This is a genomic window from Nocardiopsis ansamitocini, assembly GCF_030268225.1.
Classification (GTDB): Bacteria; Actinomycetota; Actinomycetes; order Streptosporangiales; family Streptosporangiaceae; genus Nocardiopsis_D; species Nocardiopsis_D ansamitocini.
This window is the reverse complement of the sequence record NZ_BSQG01000008.1, coordinates 169,844-187,068: the sequence shown is the minus strand read 5'-3', so window position 1 is coordinate 187,068 and position 17,225 is coordinate 169,844. Positions and strand designations below refer to the sequence as shown.

The 17,225-nt window shown below is 68.2% G+C and carries 12 protein-coding genes and 1 other RNA gene; 4 read left to right on the top strand and 9 right to left on the bottom strand.

The annotated features are described in order from the left end of the window. Window positions 1-631 precede the first annotated feature (631 nt). From QSJ59_RS20010 to QSJ59_RS20000, 3 genes are all read left to right on the top strand, one after another. Window positions 632-4,381 carry a glycosyltransferase gene (locus tag QSJ59_RS20010; protein ID WP_285761244.1) on the top strand — a complete coding sequence of 1,250 codons (3,750 nt, stop codon included), beginning with the start codon at window positions 632-634 and terminating at the stop codon, window positions 4,379-4,381. A gap of 48 nt (window positions 4,382-4,429) precedes the next feature. Then, window positions 4,430-5,464 carry an aminotransferase class V-fold PLP-dependent enzyme gene (locus QSJ59_RS20005; RefSeq protein WP_285761243.1) on the top strand — a complete coding sequence of 345 codons (1,035 nt, stop codon included), beginning with the start codon at window positions 4,430-4,432 and terminating at the stop codon, window positions 5,462-5,464. 180 nt (window positions 5,465-5,644) lie between these two features. Continuing rightward, window positions 5,645-5,959 (top strand): hypothetical protein, encoded by a 315-nt coding sequence (locus QSJ59_RS20000; protein WP_285761242.1) that lies wholly within the window; start codon window positions 5,645-5,647, stop codon window positions 5,957-5,959. A gap of 443 nt (window positions 5,960-6,402) precedes the next feature. On the opposite strand, the gene QSJ59_RS19995 is transcribed toward QSJ59_RS20000, so the two are convergent. Further along, window positions 6,403-6,813, bottom strand: a complete 411-nt coding sequence (locus QSJ59_RS19995; protein WP_285761241.1) for a RidA family protein — start codon at window positions 6,811-6,813, stop codon at window positions 6,403-6,405. An 82-nt stretch (window positions 6,814-6,895) separates the two neighbouring features. On the opposite strand from QSJ59_RS19995, the gene QSJ59_RS19990 reads away from it, so the two are divergent. After that, window positions 6,896-7,279: a winged helix-turn-helix transcriptional regulator gene (locus tag QSJ59_RS19990; protein ID WP_285761240.1), complete on the top strand. Its 384-nt coding sequence runs from the start codon at window positions 6,896-6,898 to the stop codon at window positions 7,277-7,279. 1,078 nt (window positions 7,280-8,357) lie between these two features. On the opposite strand, the gene QSJ59_RS19985 is transcribed toward QSJ59_RS19990, so the two are convergent. The 8 genes from QSJ59_RS19985 to prfB form a co-directional block, all read right to left on the bottom strand. Continuing rightward, complete coding sequence (locus tag QSJ59_RS19985) at window positions 8,358-9,113, bottom strand: CPBP family intramembrane glutamic endopeptidase (RefSeq protein ID WP_285761239.1); 756 nt, start codon at window positions 9,111-9,113, stop codon at window positions 8,358-8,360. A 680-nt stretch (window positions 9,114-9,793) separates the two neighbouring features. Then, window positions 9,794-9,949 (bottom strand): hypothetical protein, encoded by a 156-nt coding sequence (locus QSJ59_RS19980; protein WP_285761238.1) that lies wholly within the window; start codon window positions 9,947-9,949, stop codon window positions 9,794-9,796. A 641-nt stretch (window positions 9,950-10,590) separates the two neighbouring features. Further along, window positions 10,591-10,960: a transfer-messenger RNA gene (ssrA, locus tag QSJ59_RS19975) on the bottom strand. Window positions 10,961-11,456: 496 nt separating this feature from the next. Then, window positions 11,457-13,406, bottom strand: a complete 1,950-nt coding sequence (locus QSJ59_RS19970) for a penicillin-binding transpeptidase domain-containing protein (protein ID WP_285761237.1) — start codon at window positions 13,404-13,406, stop codon at window positions 11,457-11,459. Between the two features lie 67 nt (window positions 13,407-13,473). Then, the gene (gene smpB, locus QSJ59_RS19965; RefSeq protein ID WP_285761236.1) at window positions 13,474-13,938 is read right to left on the bottom strand and encodes an SsrA-binding protein SmpB; all 465 of its coding nucleotides are present in this window, start codon (window positions 13,936-13,938) and stop codon (window positions 13,474-13,476) included. 24 nt (window positions 13,939-13,962) lie between these two features. After that, the gene (gene ftsX, locus QSJ59_RS19960) at window positions 13,963-14,871 is read right to left on the bottom strand and encodes a permease-like cell division protein FtsX (protein ID WP_285761235.1); all 909 of its coding nucleotides are present in this window, start codon (window positions 14,869-14,871) and stop codon (window positions 13,963-13,965) included. A 128-nt stretch (window positions 14,872-14,999) separates the two neighbouring features. After that, window positions 15,000-15,689: a cell division ATP-binding protein FtsE gene (gene ftsE / locus QSJ59_RS19955; RefSeq protein WP_285761234.1), complete on the bottom strand. Its 690-nt coding sequence runs from the start codon at window positions 15,687-15,689 to the stop codon at window positions 15,000-15,002. Between the two features lie 403 nt (window positions 15,690-16,092). After that, complete coding sequence (gene prfB / locus QSJ59_RS19950; protein WP_285761233.1) at window positions 16,093-17,211, bottom strand: peptide chain release factor 2; 1,119 nt, start codon at window positions 17,209-17,211, stop codon at window positions 16,093-16,095. Window positions 17,212-17,225: the final 14 nt, after the last annotated feature.

Here is a 17,225-nt window from a genome sequence, read left to right as displayed (position 1 = left end):
CGGCCGGAGCCGCCATGTTCCCCGTTCCCCGGCCGGCGGCCGGGGAACGGGTCTTTGCCGAGTTGCCGGGGCGTGGCCGATAGGCCGCCCCCTCGTTTGACGGCCGGTTCGCGTCGGCCCCTGCCCGACGCCGCACCCCGAGCATCCGTGCAGTTCAAAGGGTGTTGATCAGCCGCCGACCGGCCCTGTGGTCCCGGCTTCCGACGGCCGGGAAGCAATCCCCCTCCCCCGGGCTTCGCCGTGCGGCCGGCTCCCCTCCCCCTGCCGAAGGCATGGGCGACCTCCCGCTGCACCGCTCCTGAACGCCCGTTCAACGGCGTGCGACGCCGTCCCCGACCCCCGCGTGAGCCAGGCGCCCGACCTGCTGTGCGGTCCGTGGGACGGACGTCATGTTGGTATCCCGCCAAAAGTGGTAGTAGCCGCAGAACAACACCTTTTCCAGACTTCCCATGACCAACGAGAACCGTTCGTCCGGAGTCCGGCGTTATGGACAGGACACGAGCGGTTGCGCCCTTGCCGGGATCGCCGTCGTGTCGCTGCCGCCCTGATCCCGCGGCCGGGAAACAGCAGACCGCAACAACCAGGGCGTCCGGTTCCCCGCGCCGGCCCTCGACGAGCCGGGAGAGCAACGATGAAGATCGCCTACCTGATCCACAATGTCTACGGGATCGGTGGAACCATTCAGACGGTCATCACCCAGGCCGCCGCTCTGCGCCATCGGCACGAGGTGGAGATCGTGTCGGTGTTCCGTCATCGCGAGCACCCCGTCCTCTCCCTCCCCCAAGGGATCACGGTCACCCCGTTGGTCGACATGCGGCTCCCCGCCGGGCCCGGAACGGGGACCGGGGGCCGCCGCCTACACGAGGGGTCCCACCGCGCCGGGCTTCCCCCGGAGGTCTTTCCCGTTGAGGAAAGCCGCCAGAAGCAGTACAGCGCGCTCACCGACGACCGGCTGCGGGCCTACTTGGAGACCACCGACGCCGACGTGGTGGTGGGAACACGGGCGGGGCTGAACGTGGTCTTGGCGCGGTGCGGCTCCGATCGCTACGCCAAGGTGGGCCAGGAGCACCTGACGCACAACATGCACCCCGAAGCGCTGCGCAGAGTGCTGTCCGACGCATACGGCGATCTGGACGCGGTGGTCACCGTGACCGAGGCCGACGCGGCCGTGCACCGCAAACGAATGGATCTCCCCGGTGTGCGGGTCCTGGCCATCCCCAACAGCGTGGAAGCACCCCGGCTGCGCGCGCCGACGGGGGGCCGGGGCGAGCGCAAGGTCGTGGTCGCCGCAGGTCGGATCGCCCCGGTGAAACGCTACGAGCTGCTCGTGGAGGCGTTCGCCCGGGTTCTTCCCGACCATCCGGGCTGGACCCTGCGCATCTACGGCGGCGGCGACCAGAAGGCCCGGCTGAAAAAACAGATCGACGCCCTCGGCCTGCACGACGACGTGCTGCTGATGGGGCCGCGCTCCCACCTGGAGGAGGCGTGGGCCCTGGGGTCGTTCGCCGCGGTCACCTCCAAGGCCGAGTCGTTCGGCATGACCCTGGTCGAGGCTATGCGCGGCGGACTGCCCGTGGTGAGCACCGACTGCCCCCTGGGGCCCGGGGAGATCATCGAGAACGGGGTGGACGGCCTCCTGGTGGAGAACGGCAGCGTGACGGCCGTGGCGGCCGGCCTGGACGAGCTGATGAGCGACAACGGAGAACTCGACCGCATGGCGCGCGCGGCAGCGCGCTCGGCCGAACGCTTCGACCCGGGCCCCATCACCCGGCAGCACGAGGCACTCTTCCACGAACTCACCGGGCACGCCCTGCCCACGACCCCTGTCCCGGCAAAGGACAGGGAGCCCGCTTCTTGTACCGCGCGGGTGGACGGCGAGGGCGTCACCACGCTGTCCTTCACCCAACGGCCCGACCGGGTGCTGTTGCGCGGTTCCTCGGGAACCACCGCGGAGTTCACCTGCCTTGACGACGGAACCCTCGAACTGCGACCCCACGACCCCCTGCTCGCCCCGGGACGCTGGAGCGTGCACCGGGTGGACGGCGGTGAGGAGGGTCCGGTCTCCGACGTCGTCATCGACCTGCTCGCCTACCCACCCGCGCTCTCCCCCTCCCGACCACTGGGCCTCACCGTTCCCGACCGCGACACCACCCACCACCTCGCCGTGGTCATCCGACGCGCCCGGCTCCACGCCGAGGTGCAATCGCTCGTCTGCGACGCCGGCTCGCTCACCTTCACCGGGGTGTTCCTCGGCGCCACGGGCCCCTTTCCCGACGCCCGTCTGGTCGCCTCCCCCCGCGGACGGGGCGAGCCGTCCCACTCCACCCCGTGCCCGATCGCAGCGGACGGGACGTTCACCGCATCGGTGCAGGCACGGGCGATGCTCGCCCGACGCACGACCACCGAACAGGAATGGGACCTGCACCTGGTTCATCGACCGGGCGCGCCCGGTGCGCGCCTGGGCCGCCACCTCGACGGCGTGCTCGGGCACCGCGACGTCATCACCTACCCGACGGTGACCGTGACCGGCACCGAGACCGGGGACGTCGGGGTACGCCCGGTCTTCGGCGACGACGACGCCCTGGGGCTGGCGATCACCGACACCGGCATCGACTCCCGAGCCACCATGATCACCGGGGCGGTCGACGTGTCCGCCCGCCTGGAGTCGTTGGAATGGTCGGGGTCGGCCCTTCGGCTGCGGGTGGCGGCGACCCTGGTGTCGGAGCGCGCACGCGGTCCGGTCCTTCACCGTGCGAACGGCTCCCTGCGCTGGGAGGGGGCCAACGGCGAACCGGTCGGCCCGGACCTGCGGCTGCTGGAGCGGCACAACAGGGTCGAGGTCGTACTGCGCTCGCGGAACGCACCGAAACGCACGGTCGCTTTCGCGCTCTCCCCCCGGTCGGGTGCGGCCCCTTGCGAGGACGGGGCGGACGTGCCGGGTTTCGTGGTGGATGCGGAACTGGACCTGGCGGGTACCGACGGTGGGGCGGTTCCCGCCGGACAGTGGGACGTCCTCGTCCGTGTCCGTCATTTCGGGGTCGAAGCCGACGGGGTCGTGGACTCGCGTACCCCGGCGGCAGAGGAGCAGCGCCGTCCGGCCTTCTACGGCCCCGACTCCACGTTCGCCGATCCGTTCTGGCATCCGGAGGGCCGGCTCACCCTCTCCGTGGACAACGGCCTGAACGGCCTGCACCGGGCGGTCGCCCTCCCCCAGGAGGGCGCCGCGGTGATCGAGCGCGCCGAGGGTGTGGAACTCGTCGTCCCGGTCGAGGCGGCGGTGGAGAAGGACGTCGAACTGGTGCTGCACGCCGACCGGGACGGAGGGGACACCGTGACGGTTCCCGCTGTGCTCAGCCGGGGCGAGGGGACCACTGTCCTGCGCGCCGCCCTGCCCTTCGCCGACGCCCGGCGACCGGGGGTTGCGCGGCTGCGCGTCGAGCACGGCGAACAGGAGGGCGGCCTCGGGTTGGCCCTGAGTACGACGACGGCCGGTGAGTGCACGGTGTTCAGGGTGCCCGATCCCGAGCTGTGGCTGACTTCGGTGGAGACGGCCGACGAGGCGCTGCGCGTCTCGGGTACCCGTCGGGACGCGGTTCCCGGAGTCGACGGCCTGGCGATCACCCTGCTCCTGGTGCACCGGGGAAGCGACCGGGAGTTCGGTTTTGCGGCACGGCTGCGGGAGGACGGCTCCTTCGACGCCGAGGTCCCGCTCTCCGCCTCCGACGGCCGGGAGCTGCCGGACGGTGTCTTCGACGTGTTCGCGTCGTCCGCGGTCGGCGAATACACGTCCCGTGTGCGGCTGGGCGCCAAACGCGTGCGTGCCGTGCGCACCGCACCGTCACCGATGTTCGTCGCGCAGTCGGCGGGGCGGCGAACAGCCACCGCCTACTTCACCGCCGAACGCGCGAACCTGAGCCTGGAGGTCGGCCGGATCAGGAACGCCCCTGTCTCGGCGGTCCGGGTCGAATCGGCTTCCTGGAAACGGGGAGGGCGGCTGCGCATCGTGGCCACACCCGAGATCGAGATCGGTGCACCGTTCACCGCGGTCGTACGGGCCACCGCCAAAGGCGCTGCCCCGTTGGAGGCGCCCGCCCGGGTCTCGGGCAGCGGCGCGGACGCCAGGATCGACGCGGCCCTGCGCCTGGGGACCCCCAGGGGCACCGCCGAGCGAGTGTGGGAGATCGACCTGGTGCTGTCGGGGCCCGATTCGACACGGTGCGCGACGGCACTGCGGCCCGCCGCCCGGATCGGGCACACCCGTTTCTTCAGGGGCCCGCGCGGCTTCACCGGACGGCCCGCCGGCAAAGCGGGCGAACGGCTCGCCGTGCGCGTCAAGCGGGTACCGCTCCTGCGGCGACTGCTCCAGCGGCTACGGCGCTGACCGCCCCTGTCGGGCTCTCGCTCCTGCCCGGGTGAGAACCTGGCGGGCATGGACATCGAGACGGCGCAGCGGTTGTGGGACGTCAAGACGGTGTGGCTGAACACCGCGCAGTACGGGATACCGCCCCGCGACGCCCACCAGGCGCTCAGCGAGGCGGTCGGGGTGTGGCGACACGGCCTGCACGGGCCGGAGGACTGGGGCGACGCCTCTGTACTGGCTCGGGACCGCTTCGCAGCGCTGGTCGGAGCGGCGCCCGAGGACGTGGTGCACGGCGCGTCGACCTCGCAGCTGCTGGGGCCCGCCGGTCTCGCCGTCCCGGACGGCGCACGGGTGCTCGCGCCCGAGGGCGAGTACACCTCCAACCTCTATCCCTGGGCGGTGCACGGCGACCGGGGTGTACGGCTGGAGAACGTGCCGATGCACGCGCTGGCCGACGCCATCGACGACGACACCTGGCTGGTCACCTTCAGCCTCGTCCACTCGGCGACCGGGGAGGTCGCACCGGTCGAGGAGATCCACGCCGCCGCCCGCAGCCACGACGCACTGGTGTGTGTGGACGCCACCCAGGGTGCGGGCTGGCTCCCGGTGGACGCGACCCGCTTCGACGCGCTGGTGTGCTCCTGCTACAAGTGGCTGATGGCTCCGCGCGGCATCGCGTTCGGGTACTTCTCGCCCCGGCTGCGCGAGCGCATGCGTCCTGTCGCCGCGGGTCCGAGTGCCGCGGCCGACATCATGGGGTCCTTCTACGCGGACGAGATGCGGCTGTCGCGAACCGCTTCGCGTTTCGACATCTCCCCTTCGTGGTTCGCGTCGGTGGGCGCCGCCGCGTCGATCGCGACGCTCCTGGACGTCGGTGTCCCCACGGTCAACGCGCACAACGTGGCGCTGGCCAACCGCTTCCGGGCCGGGGTGGGCCTGGCCCCGGGCAACTCCGCCATCGTCTCCGTGGACCGACCCGATGCCGGCGGGCGGCTGCGCGCGGCCGGGGTGTGGGTCTCGGAGCGGGCCGGGCTGGTCCGGCTGGCCTTCCACGTCTACACGACCGACGAGGACGTGGACCAAGCGCTGGCGGCGCTGCGCTGATCCCAACGGCTGCCCCGGCATGAGGAGATAGGCCCCGGACCGACACAATCAGCACGCACCGGACCGGCGGCGCCGGACACACCGGCGTGTCGCCGTGGCGGTGCGCGATCTATCGGCAACCCAGAGCAACAATGAAGAGGGATTAAGGGACACCGAATCGCACGTATTGAGGACACCGCCATGGTCTATCCAAGACACCCTCGAACCGCAGCGGCCTTGCCGGCCCTGACCCGTTCGACCGAACGCACGTACCTGGCCAAGCTCGCTTCGGAGCTGGCCCCCTACGGCGTATGGGCCCGGGTCGTCGAGGACGGCGTGCCGTTCCTGCGGGTGAGCAACCCCAAGTCGGAGTACGCCATCGAGGACGTGAGCTGCGAGCGCCGTTCCTACGACTACGCCTTTTTGACCACCTTCGGAGTCTGTCTCGGCAGCAGCGACAGCCTTCCGCTGGCTGCCCGGCGAACCGCGTGGCTCGTCGGCGCGACCCCGGCCTGACGCGGTTCCGACGCCGCTCGTGGGCCGCGCAGTGATCGCGCGGCCACGATGGACGCCCCGCCGAGGAGCGTCGGCGCAGCGTAGGCGGGGCCGTAGTCCTTCATCGGTACCCGACGACCGGGTCCGATGCCGACGAGCAGGCCGTGCTCTCACCGCGGCGCCCGGCTCCCTGCTCTCCCCCTCCGACGACGGACGGCACCGCGCCTGCGCCACGGCTCGCACCTGGGCCGGGGCACCGCCCGAACGGTCGCGCACGGCGGCCCGCCGGCCTCCCGCGATCCCTGCCGGCACCAGGATCGACCGGACCGATGGACTGGCTCGTGACTCCCGGGGCCCCGTCGGCGGCTGACGGCGCTGCCGGTCCCGGCCTCTCCCGCCGGGCACAGAAAATCCCGGGCAGGTACCGCACAGAGCAGCGTCCTCTGCGACCCGAAAAACGACCGTCAGTCGAGGAGGGCCGTCGCCTCGACCTCGACGAGCACGTCGGGCTCGAAGAGGTAGTCCACGCCGATGAGCGACGACGGCGGAAGCGGTTGCGGGAGGCCGATCTCCTCTGCGACCGACTCGACCCCGGCCATGAACGCGCCGATCCTTTCGGGCTCCCACTCCGTGACATAGAAGGTCAGACGCAGGACGTCGGCGAACGTGGCCCCCGCCCCGGCGAGCCCCGTCGCGGTGGCGCGCAGCGCTTGGGCGACCTGGCCGGCGAGGTCCCCCGGGGCCACCGGCGTCGAGTCGGCAAGGCGGGCGATCTGTCCGCTGACGTGCACGTGGCGCGTACCGGTGCCGACGGCGACGTGGTGGTAGGGAGTGGGCTGCATCATGCCCTCGGGGGTGAAACGCCGAACGGTCATTTCGCTGTCCTCGCAACTGGTGTCCAATAGGTCCAATCTTGATACCTGGTATCTGAAGGAAACTTCAACGAGACTAGGTGTCATGACGGATACCGGACAGGCGGCCCACAGCGGCCTCGACATCACCGCACCGCACCGCGAACTCCTCGACCAGGTCCTCGACAAGTGGTCGCTGGCGGTGCTCGACGTGCTCTGCGAGCGCCCTTCTCGTTTCAACGAGCTGCGCCGCGCGATCCCCTCCGTGACGCAGAAGTCGCTCACCGCGACCCTGCGCCGCCTCGAACGCAACGGCATCGTCCATCGCCTGGTGGTCCACTCCCGCCCGGTTGCCGTCGAGTACCGGATCACCCCGCTCGGCAAGACGCTCCGGCATCCGGTGGACGTGCTGCTCGACTGGGTCTCGGCACACACGCCCGAGATCGAACGGGCACGCGAGCGCTTCGACCGTGGGGAGGACGACGCCTGAGGCCTTGCCCCGGGAACTTCCGTCCCTCGGTACTCCCTCAAGGTGGCGAGGCCACGTCCCACGACAGGCCCGGCGAAGACCGGCCGCTCGCCAAGACCGGGCGGCGCTTCGGCGCGGATGGCAAGAGGTGGGGAACCGGCTGCTTGGGTGCGGTGTGAAAAAAGAGGAACGAAGCATCCCAGAAATCAGGGACACACATCCTGGACGTCAATCATCTGCCTCTGAGCAGGAATCATCAAAGGCACCTTGACTCCACTCCCCGCACTCTCGTTCTCATGATCTCCAAGGAGGCCGAGAAGGTCGATTGACGCAGGGCCGGCAACGCGCAAGGATTGATGTGCCGCTTCGATAAGAGATTTCATTCCGACGCTGCTGTGCGCCTAGCCAGTGACACCACCCGGCGCGCCGAGAGATGGCAGCTCCAGCAAATGCGACGCCATTCGGGAGGAGATCCCTTCACGGATTTCTCCAGTACCAGAACCACACCGGTATCCTTTGGAATTCACCCTCCCGGGCTTCAACCCCGTCCTGAGTGAGCCTTTTTTCCTGAGCGTACCGGCCACAGGCTCGCACCGACTGCCCGAAACCTCCTATGGCAGAAAGAATCCCATGGTGGACGGGTTGACGACCAAGACAACCTGCGCCACCAGAGGCCCATACGCCGTCCGACCGTGCCGCGCTGCCCTCATGTCGGACCGTGAACCCGGCCATCCGCACCCACCGCAAGAACACCGGCTCCCGATGGCTCCGTCTGGATCCCGCACGGCCGCCTGGGCGTGGACTCGCCACGCCGGGGCTGACGCGATGATCCTCCGCTCACCGGCCGGATCCCGTCGGTGCGCCGGCCGAAGGCGCCCGTCCTGCCCGTGGATGAGTGCGTCAGCCACCTGACCGGGCTGACGGCCGGCCTCGCCGGCGCGGGCCACCAAGTCTTGGTGGCCCGCGCCGGCGAGGCCCTCGGCTACGCGACACTCGTCGGGCTCTTCCAAGCAGCGCAACGGCGCAGCGCTGCCCGCGTCCGTGGCGACGACGTCGGCCTGTCAGCGTTCATCGCCGCCGGGGCGGACTACCGGAAGGGTCAGGAACCGATCGGATGGATCAGACCGTTCCCGCTGTTCAGGGAACCGGTACGGCGAGGCTCTCTCTTGAACACCAGATAGGAGATCGCCAGGAACAGCGGGATCACCGCAACCGCCGAGAGCGCGTAGAAAGTCGCGTGGTACTCGCTGACCGTGAAGAGGGCCGGTGTGGTTATGGCGGCCCCTGCCGGGTTGACCACGACAAAGTAGACGACGTTGAAGGCGAAGTGTGCGCCGATGGCGAGCTCAGTGGTCCCTTCCACCAACGAGACGACCGTCCATACCAGGCCCGGGCCCAGGAAATAGAAGAAGACCATCGTGAGCCAACCACCTGCTTCCGCCTCCGGGTTTCCGAGGTGCAGCAGGGCGAATATCGTGGCCGGCACGAGCGCCAAGAAGACGCGGTTGGCCCAGATGAGACTGGTGGCCTGCACCAGGTAGCCGCGGCAGAACAGTTCCTCGGTGGTGGTCTGAATTCCGATGAGCACCAGCGCCAAGGGCACGAAGATCGCGAACGTTGCGAGGTCGGGGGTGAAGGCGAAGCTCTCGGGATAGAGGAGGTACTGCCCGAGCACGAGTATCAGGGACCACGGAACGAACATCGCCACGAAGCCGTGGACAATGCGACGCCAGCTGATTTTCTCCCTCGCCGTGACGAGCGTCCGGGGGTGGCGGCGGTGGATGAGGGCGACCGCGACGAGAAGCCCGATGAGAAAAAACACCATGCCCAGCATGAGCGCCACGAATTCGCTCACGGGGCCGAGCGCGGAGAGGTCCCCTTGACTTAAGGGAAACCCGACCTCTTCCCCCGGGCGGGCGACGGCAGACGCGATGAGCGTGGTGGCGGCCCAAACGCCGATCGCCCAAAAAGAGAGTGTGACAGCCACCCCCACCAGGTACCGCCACCACCGGTGGCCACCTCTTCGGGCCGCTTCCACGAAATGGGATTCTTTTTCTTCGGCTAAAGCCACGATTTTTCCTTTGTGTCGATTCGGCAGGATGCCGGCCGTGGTAGAGCACTGCGACGTCGCGTCACGCCGGCGAAGTCACGTCACGAAGTCGCGAATATTCAGGTCCTTCGGACCAGAGGAGGGTTTTATTTTCGGTGAGTGGTGGTGTTCGTGCTGGTCAGCGAAAACCGATCACGTCCAGCCGGCGGTACATGCCTCATACGACACCCACGGGATCGTGTCGGGCACGGTTTCCCGGCCCAGCCGTCCCAGGGTTCCCAGGGAAAAAGCTCGCAAACACGGCCAGGTTGTCGAGGTGTGCCCGCAGCGGACCTCGCAGGCGTCCCCGCCCAAGGACGCGTCCTTGGCAAGACGCCAGGCCTCGATCGCCCAACGCCCCCGCGCCAAAGCGCCGATCCGGGCCGCGTCCGCCTGCACGGTCGATGGCCGTGACGGTGGGGGGCTCAAAGCGTCCGCGTCCGCGGTCACGGGTGGTGCCCAGCGCGGGGGCCTGAAGCCCAGGGCAGTGGCTCGACCTGGTCGAACAGCCTCTTCTGGTTGCGTTTGACGGTCAGCACACAGTCGGTGCGCAGGCCGGTCGACCAGGTGCGCGGCGGTGTCGGTGCGGGTGTGCAGGGCATGGGCGGTGAGGAGCACGCCGGCCAGGTCCACACCCTTCGGCAGGACGGCCAGGGCGTCGATGTACCCGAACTTCTTCTGCGCCGACACCCAGAGTGGCGAATGCCATACCCCGCATACCGGCATCGAGCGACCAGAGGAAGTCGTCGAAGCGCACTACGCCGCCGTGCGCTTCCCGCGTTCATCAGGGACGTGCGCGCCCGTCTGGCACGAGCGGTCGACGAGGCACAGCGGCGGATGCCCGACCGGGCACTGTCCCATTCCCCGTACGTGGGAGAGGACACCATCACCGGTCACACCTGCGCGAGACCTCCGACGGGCTACCCGCCCTCCAGGCCGCCCGCACAGGCATCGCCAGGGACGAGCACGACGGCAGCGATCACAGCGCTCGCCGCTCAGAACAGCAACGAAGCCCTCCCCGTGGTCGGGGAGGGCTTCGAGGTACTGCCTTCAGTCGACGCCCTTCCGGAGTCCCTCGGATCAGGCAAGGGTTCCGGTAAGGCGTCCAGGGTGGCCCCTGGAAGACGTAACTACAACCCGTGGGGCGAAGTCACACATCGGGGGTCTGGGGGTCGCCCCCCAGAGGAAACGACGAGACGACCCGGTGAGTGCGTGAACGCACTCACCGGGTCGTCTCGGAGTCGAGTGGAGGTGGCGGGAATCGAACCCGCGTCCTTCAGTGCTGAGATAGGGCTTCTCCGGGCGCAGTCTGCTTGACGTTCTACTTGGCCCCAGCGCTCTCGCAGACGAGTCGCTGACAGGCCCAGCCACGAAAATGTCCCGGTCAGGCCCCGTGGCCTGATCTGACCGGTGAGTCTCCTAACGATGCCGGACCCTGAAGCGGAGACGCCCTCAGGCCGACAGAGTCACAATCGCTTAGGCAGCGAGAGTGAACTCAGTGCGCTTGGAATTGGCACTTGTTGGTTTGCGATCGCAGTGTTAACGAGGTTGCGTTCGCGGTCCTCGGCCCGCTTCCCCTACAACATTCACCGAAGTCGAAACCGATCACCCCCTGTGAAATTTTCAACGAGCCCCGAAGGACCCGGCGCGGGGACCGCCGAAACGGCCCCACTCCCTCAACGCTACAGCTACAACGCTGCAAGAGCCAACACGATTTCTTCCCGTGGGCGGGTGGATCTCCTGTCCGGGGCCGAACGGGGTCGGTCCCGGACAGGAGAAGACCCTCGCGGGCGCGGACGAGATCCATCAACGCTTCCCGCGAGGGCGGCCGGCAGGGTCGACGCCGGCCTCGAAACGGCGAGGCTCTCCCGAGATGAGACCACGCCTTTCTCAGGGACTGGAACCGTGACCCCCATCACGAGCCAGTCATAAGGGAAGACGCAAGGATGGACCGAAAAGGTTGCCCGAGCAGGACAAAAAACCGGACGTGATTCATGGGGGGCCGCCCAACGCCCCCTACGGCCCCGTCCGTACCGCAACAACAGAAGTGGTGGCGGGCTCCTGGGAGCCCGCCACCACCTCACCGCAATCCCGTATCGGGCGACCGAATCAGGCTCCGGGCACACCCTCCGCGCCGTCGGCCTGGGCCTCGGCCCCGATCTCCTGGACGTACCCGGACGGCAGCAGCTGCACGAAGGCCCGCGCCGAGTTCAACGCGAAGTGGTACGTGTTGGCGGGGTCGGTCTCCACCACCAGCGCGAACGCCACCTGCCCCTGGTAGCCCACGAACCACTGGACGGCCGTGTCGGCCCCGTCGATCTCCTGCCGGGCCACACCCCGCTGGCCGTGCACCGGAGCGGCGATACCCACGTTGGCGATCGAAGAGGTCCCCGACACGACCGAGGCGCGCATCATCTCGCGCAACGGTTCGACGACCGCGGGCGCAAGCTCGGGGCCGGGCTCGGTGGTTTCGCGCTGGTCCTCGGGGACGAGCCGGGGGGCGTGCCAACGTCCGTCGGCGACTGCCCCGGCCACCAGCGCCATCGTGAGCGGACTGACCGTGACCTGCTGGGCTCCGACGATCGCCGAGGCGGTCTCTTCGGCGTTGCCCGGCGGGGTGAACTCACCGCTGAACGTGGGGACCGAGAGCTGCCACTGGTTGCCGATGCCGAAGTTCCCGGCGGTTTCCGCCATGGCCTGGCTGTCGGCCTTGTCGGCCAGGCCGGCGAAACCGGTGGTGCAGTTGTTGGCGAAGGCGGTGGTGAGGTCGCGCGGCCCCCACAGGGAGGTGCCCGCCGTGTTGTCGAAGGTGAGGTTGCCGACCTTCGTGCTCAGCTCGCAGGAGACCTGGGTCTCGCCGGTCACCGTTCCCGCTTCGAGCATCGCGGCGGTGGAGACGATGGTGAAGGCGTCGCCGGGCAGGTACTCCTTGGTGAACCCGCCGTCGTTGTAGGTGCCGCTGGGCCGCGCGGCGGAGGCCAGGATCTCGCCGGTGCGCGCGTCCACCGCCACCAGGTAGGCGTTGGTGGTGACCGTGGCCAGGGACTCCTCGGCCGCAGCCTGCACCCCGCTGTCGATGGTCGTCGTCAGCGAACCGCTGGCCGTGCCGTCCCAGGTGCTGAGGACGCCGGTCTCGTTGCCCGCGGTGTCGAGGGTGACGATCCGGGTGGTGGCGGTACCTGCCAGGCGCTCCTGGTAACTGTTCTGCAGACCGCTGAGACCGATCGTGTCGCCTGCCTGGTAAGGCCCCGACACCCGGTTGGAGACCTTGTGCTCGGCTGTCCCGGCCACTTCGCCCATGACCGCCGAGGCCCCCTTGGGGGTGAGCGGCATGCGCAGGTTGGCGGTCTCGACACCGGTGATCCGCTTGGCCTGGGCCAGCAGCCGGGAGTCGACGTCCGCGGTGCGCATCAGGACCAGTGGCTGGAACTCCTCGGGGGGAGCGGAGCGGACCCGGCTGAGCAGCGGCTCGGCCTCCTCCTCAAGCAGTTCCGCGAGGCTGTTGACGTCCTCGGTCATGTCGGAGAGCTTGGCCGGGCGCACACCGAAGGCGGTCACCCGGGTTTCGCCGATCAGCGGCTGTTCGTCGCGGTCGTAGATCTGGCCGCGATCGGGGACGTCGTAGGTGACGGCGAGGCGTTCGCCCTCCCCCAGCTCGGGGTGGATGACCGAGGGGGACCAGTTGATCGCCCAACCGCTGGCGGTGCGCGACAGCGGCATGGCGCCCTCGTAGTTCCACACCGGGTCGCCGATGCCGAGGTCGGCCTGGACGCCGAAGGCCGCGGTGGCGGCGTCGCCGTCGCGGTCGATGGGGCCGAGGCTGAGCCGCAGCGCGGCAAGGTCGAGTTGGTCGTGCGCCTGTTCGAGCGACTGGGCGACCTGGGTGGTGTCGCCGTCGGTCTGGCGGGCTGCGGCCTCGTAGTCGCCGGCCTGCCAGTCCAACAGGAAGTGGCGGACGGCGACTTCGGGGCTCGGCTCGGCCGCACAGCCGGTGACCGCTGCGACCGCGGCGAGGCTCATGGCCCCGGCCAGGAATCGGCGGATGTGACGGGGGGACACCCTTGGGCTTCCTTTCGGTGTATGTCCGGCGAGCCCCGGGGGCGGGAGACGCACGCCGGACACTCACTCAGCGCCGGCGGCGCAGTGCGCGCTCGATGTCGCGCTGTGCTTCTCGGTCAGCGAGGTCGTGGCGTTTGTCGTACTCGCGCTTACCGCGCGCCAGAGCGATCTCGACCTTGGCGTTGCCGTCGCTGAAGTACAACGACAGGGGAACCAGGGTGCGGCCCGACTCGCGGGTCTTGGCGATCAGCTTGGCGATCTCTTCGCGGTGCAGAAGCAGCTTACGCGGCCTGCGCGTCATGTGGTTGGTCCACGTCCCCATCGTGTACTCGGGGATGTGGACGTTGTGCAACCAGACTTCGCCGTCCTTGATATAGGCGAAGCCGTCCACCAACGAGGCGCGGCCGGCGCGCAACGACTTGACCTCGGTGCCGGTGAGCACCATGCCCGCCTCGTAGGTGTCCTCGATGTGGTAGTCGTGGCGGGCGCGCCGGTTCTGCGCGATCGGCTTACGTCCTTTGTCGCGTGCCACTTGGGCAATCCTTTCTGCCGTCTTTTAGACCCGCAGATAGCGCCGCAGCGTCAGGAAGGAGGCGATCGTACAGAGCAAGACACCCAGGATGATCGACATCCCGATGACATAGAAGACCGCGCCCATGCTCAGCTCGACGTCGAAGCGGAACCAGGTCTGGATCTTGTCCAGGAGGAAGAACTTCGTCGCGAAGATGAAGCCTCCCGCGAAGATACCGCCGATGAGGCCCGAAATGGCGCCCTCCAGCAGGAACGGCAGCTGGATGTAGAAGTTGGAGGCACCGACCAGGCGCATGATGCCCGTCTCGCGACGGCGGCTGTAGGCGCTCAGTCGGATCGTGTTGCCGATCAGCAGTGCCGCGGCGGCCAACTGCACCAGGGCGACGGTGAGGGCGGCCCACTTGAGGCCATCCAGCAGCGCGAAGAACTGGTCGAGCACGTCCTGGTCGTTGGAGATGCTGTCGACCCCGGCCCGGTTCTCCACCGCGCTCTGCACGGCGTCGTACTGTTCGGGATCGGCGAGCTTCACCCGGAAGTTGTCCGGGATGTCGCCCTCCTGGGCCGCCTCGACCAGAGCGTCCTGGTTGGAGAAGCGCTCCTGGAAGTCCTTCCACGCCTCGGCCTGCGTCACATAGGTGACCTCGGAGACCTGGGTCATGCCTTCCAGGTCGGCCTGGATGGCGGCCCGGTCCTCGTCGGTGGCGGGCCCGTTCTCGACACAGTGGTTGCTCTGCGAAGTGTCGGTGCACAGGTAGACCGTGATGGAGAGCCGGTCGTTCCAGAACCCGCGCATCTCCGAGACTTGCTGGTTGATCAGCATTCCCGCGCCGAACAGGGCCAGCGAGATGGCCACCGTGATGATGACCGCGATGGTCATCGTCAGGTTGCGTCGAAGGCCGATCCAGATCTCAGAAAGTACGAACTGTGCACGCATGATGTGTTAAGGGTCCATCCTTGTGGGGCCGCACCGTGCTGGCCGACCAGCACGGATTGATAGAGCCGCTAGGCAGTAAGTGTCGCTGCACAGGCTCCATGAGCCCGAGGTTCACGAGAAAGCGGGACCTAGTACGCCTGGCCGTAGACGCCGCGCGACTGGTCGCGCACGACCTCGCCGTCCTCGAGTTCGATGACGCGCTTGCGCATCGAGTCGACGATCGCGGCATCGTGCGTTGCCATGACGACGGTGGTGCCGGTCCGGTTGATTCGGTCGAGCACCTTCATGATGCCGATCGAGGTCGCGGGGTCGATGTTTCCGGTGGGCTCGTCGGCCAGCAGGATCTGCGGCCGGTTCACGAACGCCCGGGCGATCGCCACACGCTGCTGCTCGCCACCCGACAGTTCGTCGGGCATGCGGGTCGACTTGCCTTCCAGGCCGACCAGTTCGACGACCTCGGGCACCACCTTGCGGATGAAGCGCCGGGGCTTGCCGATGACCTCCAGGGCGAAGGCGACGTTCTCGAACACGTTCTTGTTCGGGAGCAGCCGGAAGTCCTGGAAGACGCAGCCGATACGGCGCCGCAGGTGCGGCACCTTCCAGTTGGACAGTCGGGCGAGGTCCTTGCCGGCGACGTGGACCCTGCCCTTGGTCGGCTTCTCCTCTTTGAGGACCAGCCGCAGAAACGTTGACTTACCCGATCCGGACGGACCGACCAGGAAGACGAACTCTCCCTTGTCGACGTCGATGGAAACGCCATCGAGAGCAGGGCGTTTCTGGGTCGGGTAGACCTTGGTGACGTTATCGAAGTGAATCACAGGCGCATCACAAGGATCTCGAAGGTTGGGGCCCCGAAGCGGTGGATCCGCTCAAGGCAGTACCGGCCACAGGGCCAATCGACAGTGTAGGGGGGAAAGCAACCCGGAATGTCCAGATCCGCACGCGGCAACTTCTGACGACTCTGAGTCGGTCATTGCCGGTCATTGCCGGGAATAACGCGTTCCCGCAGCCTCCACGGCCCCGCCGACTCAGCAGTAACATGAGCCGGCAGGCATGAGCATATCGGAACTGTCAAGCGGTGATAACGTTCACATATACCTAATCGTGCCGTGATCTCCGGGAAACGCATTTCGCCCCCTTGCCCCAAGCTGGATCCACCCTGCCTGACCAGTACAGACGGCCAAACGTGAAAATACCGCGTTTCGCGTCCGGGCAGGGGGTCTAGGCGTCGGTGTCGCGCTCCCGACTGCGCAGCCAGCGGATCTCGGCATCGATGAACTCATCGATCTCACCGTCGAGAATGGCTCCGGTGTTCCCCGTCTCGACGTTGGTGCGCACGTCCTTGACGCTCTGGTACGGCTGGAGGACATAGTTGCGCATCTGGGTCCCCCAGCTGCTCACCGAGTCGCCGCGCAACTCGTTGATCTCCGCCTTTTCCTCCTGGCGCTTGCGCTCAAGGAGTTTGGCCTGCAGAACCGACATCGCGGTCGCCCGGTTCTGCAGTTGGGAGCGCTCGTTCTGGCACGACACGACAATGCCGGTGGGCAAGTGGGTGATACGCACCGCGGAGTCGGTGGTGTTGACCCCCTGGCCGCCGGGTCCGGAAGAGCGGTAGACATCGATGCGCAGTTCGGTCTCGTCGATGTCGATGTGGTCGCTCTGCTCCACGACCGGCACCACGTCCACCCCGGCGAAGGAGGTCTGGCGACGGCTCTGGTTGTCGAAGGGCGAGATGCGCACGAGCCGGTGCGTGCCGTGCTCGCCGCGCAGCGTGCCGTAGGCGAAGGGCGCGCGCACCGCGAAGGTGGTGGACTTGATCCCCGCCTCTTCGGCGTAGGAGGTCTCGTAGACGTCGGTGGGGTAGCCGTGCCGCTCGGCCCAGCGCAGGTACATGCGCTGCAACATCTGCGTCCAGTCGGCGGCGTCCACTCCCCCGGCCTGCGCGTTGATGCTGACCAGCGCCTCGCGCTCGTCGTAGGGGCCCGACAGCAACGTGCGGACCTCAAGCTCGCCGATGTCCTTGCGCAGGGACGCGAGCTCTCCCTGGGCCTCGGTCAGCGTGTCGGCGTCGTCCTCGGCTGCGGCGAGCTCGAAGAGCACCCCGATGTCCTCAAGGCGCCGTCGAATCCCTTCGACCTTGGTGATCTCGGATTCCAGGAAGGACAGCCGACGCGTCACCTTCTGCGCGTTCTCCTGGTCGCTCCACAGTTCGGGATCACCCGCCTGCTCGCGAAGCTGCTCGATCTCGGTCCGCTTGGCGTCGAGGTCCAAAACGGACTCGACGCTCGCCAGCGTGGACGAGAGTTCCTTGATCTGCTCTGCGGGGTCTAGGTCAGCCACGCCCCAAGTCTAGG

Coding starts and splice junctions, on each gene's coding strand:
- QSJ59_RS20000 (WP_285761242.1), top strand. CDS start 5,645: ATGGTCTATCCAAGACACCCTCGAACCGCAGCGGCCTTGCCGGCCCTG.
- QSJ59_RS20010 (WP_285761244.1), top strand. CDS start 632: ATGAAGATCGCCTACCTGATCCACAATGTCTACGGGATCGGTGGAACC.
- QSJ59_RS19990 (WP_285761240.1), top strand. CDS start 6,896: ATGACGGATACCGGACAGGCGGCCCACAGCGGCCTCGACATCACCGCA.
- QSJ59_RS19995 (WP_285761241.1), bottom strand. CDS start 6,813: ATGACCGTTCGGCGTTTCACCCCCGAGGGCATGATGCAGCCCACTCCC.
- QSJ59_RS19980 (WP_285761238.1), bottom strand. CDS start 9,949: ATGCCCTGCACACCCGCACCGACACCGCCGCGCACCTGGTCGACCGGC.
- QSJ59_RS20005 (WP_285761243.1), top strand. CDS start 4,430: ATGGACATCGAGACGGCGCAGCGGTTGTGGGACGTCAAGACGGTGTGG.
- ftsX (WP_285761235.1), bottom strand. CDS start 14,871: ATGCGTGCACAGTTCGTACTTTCTGAGATCTGGATCGGCCTTCGACGC.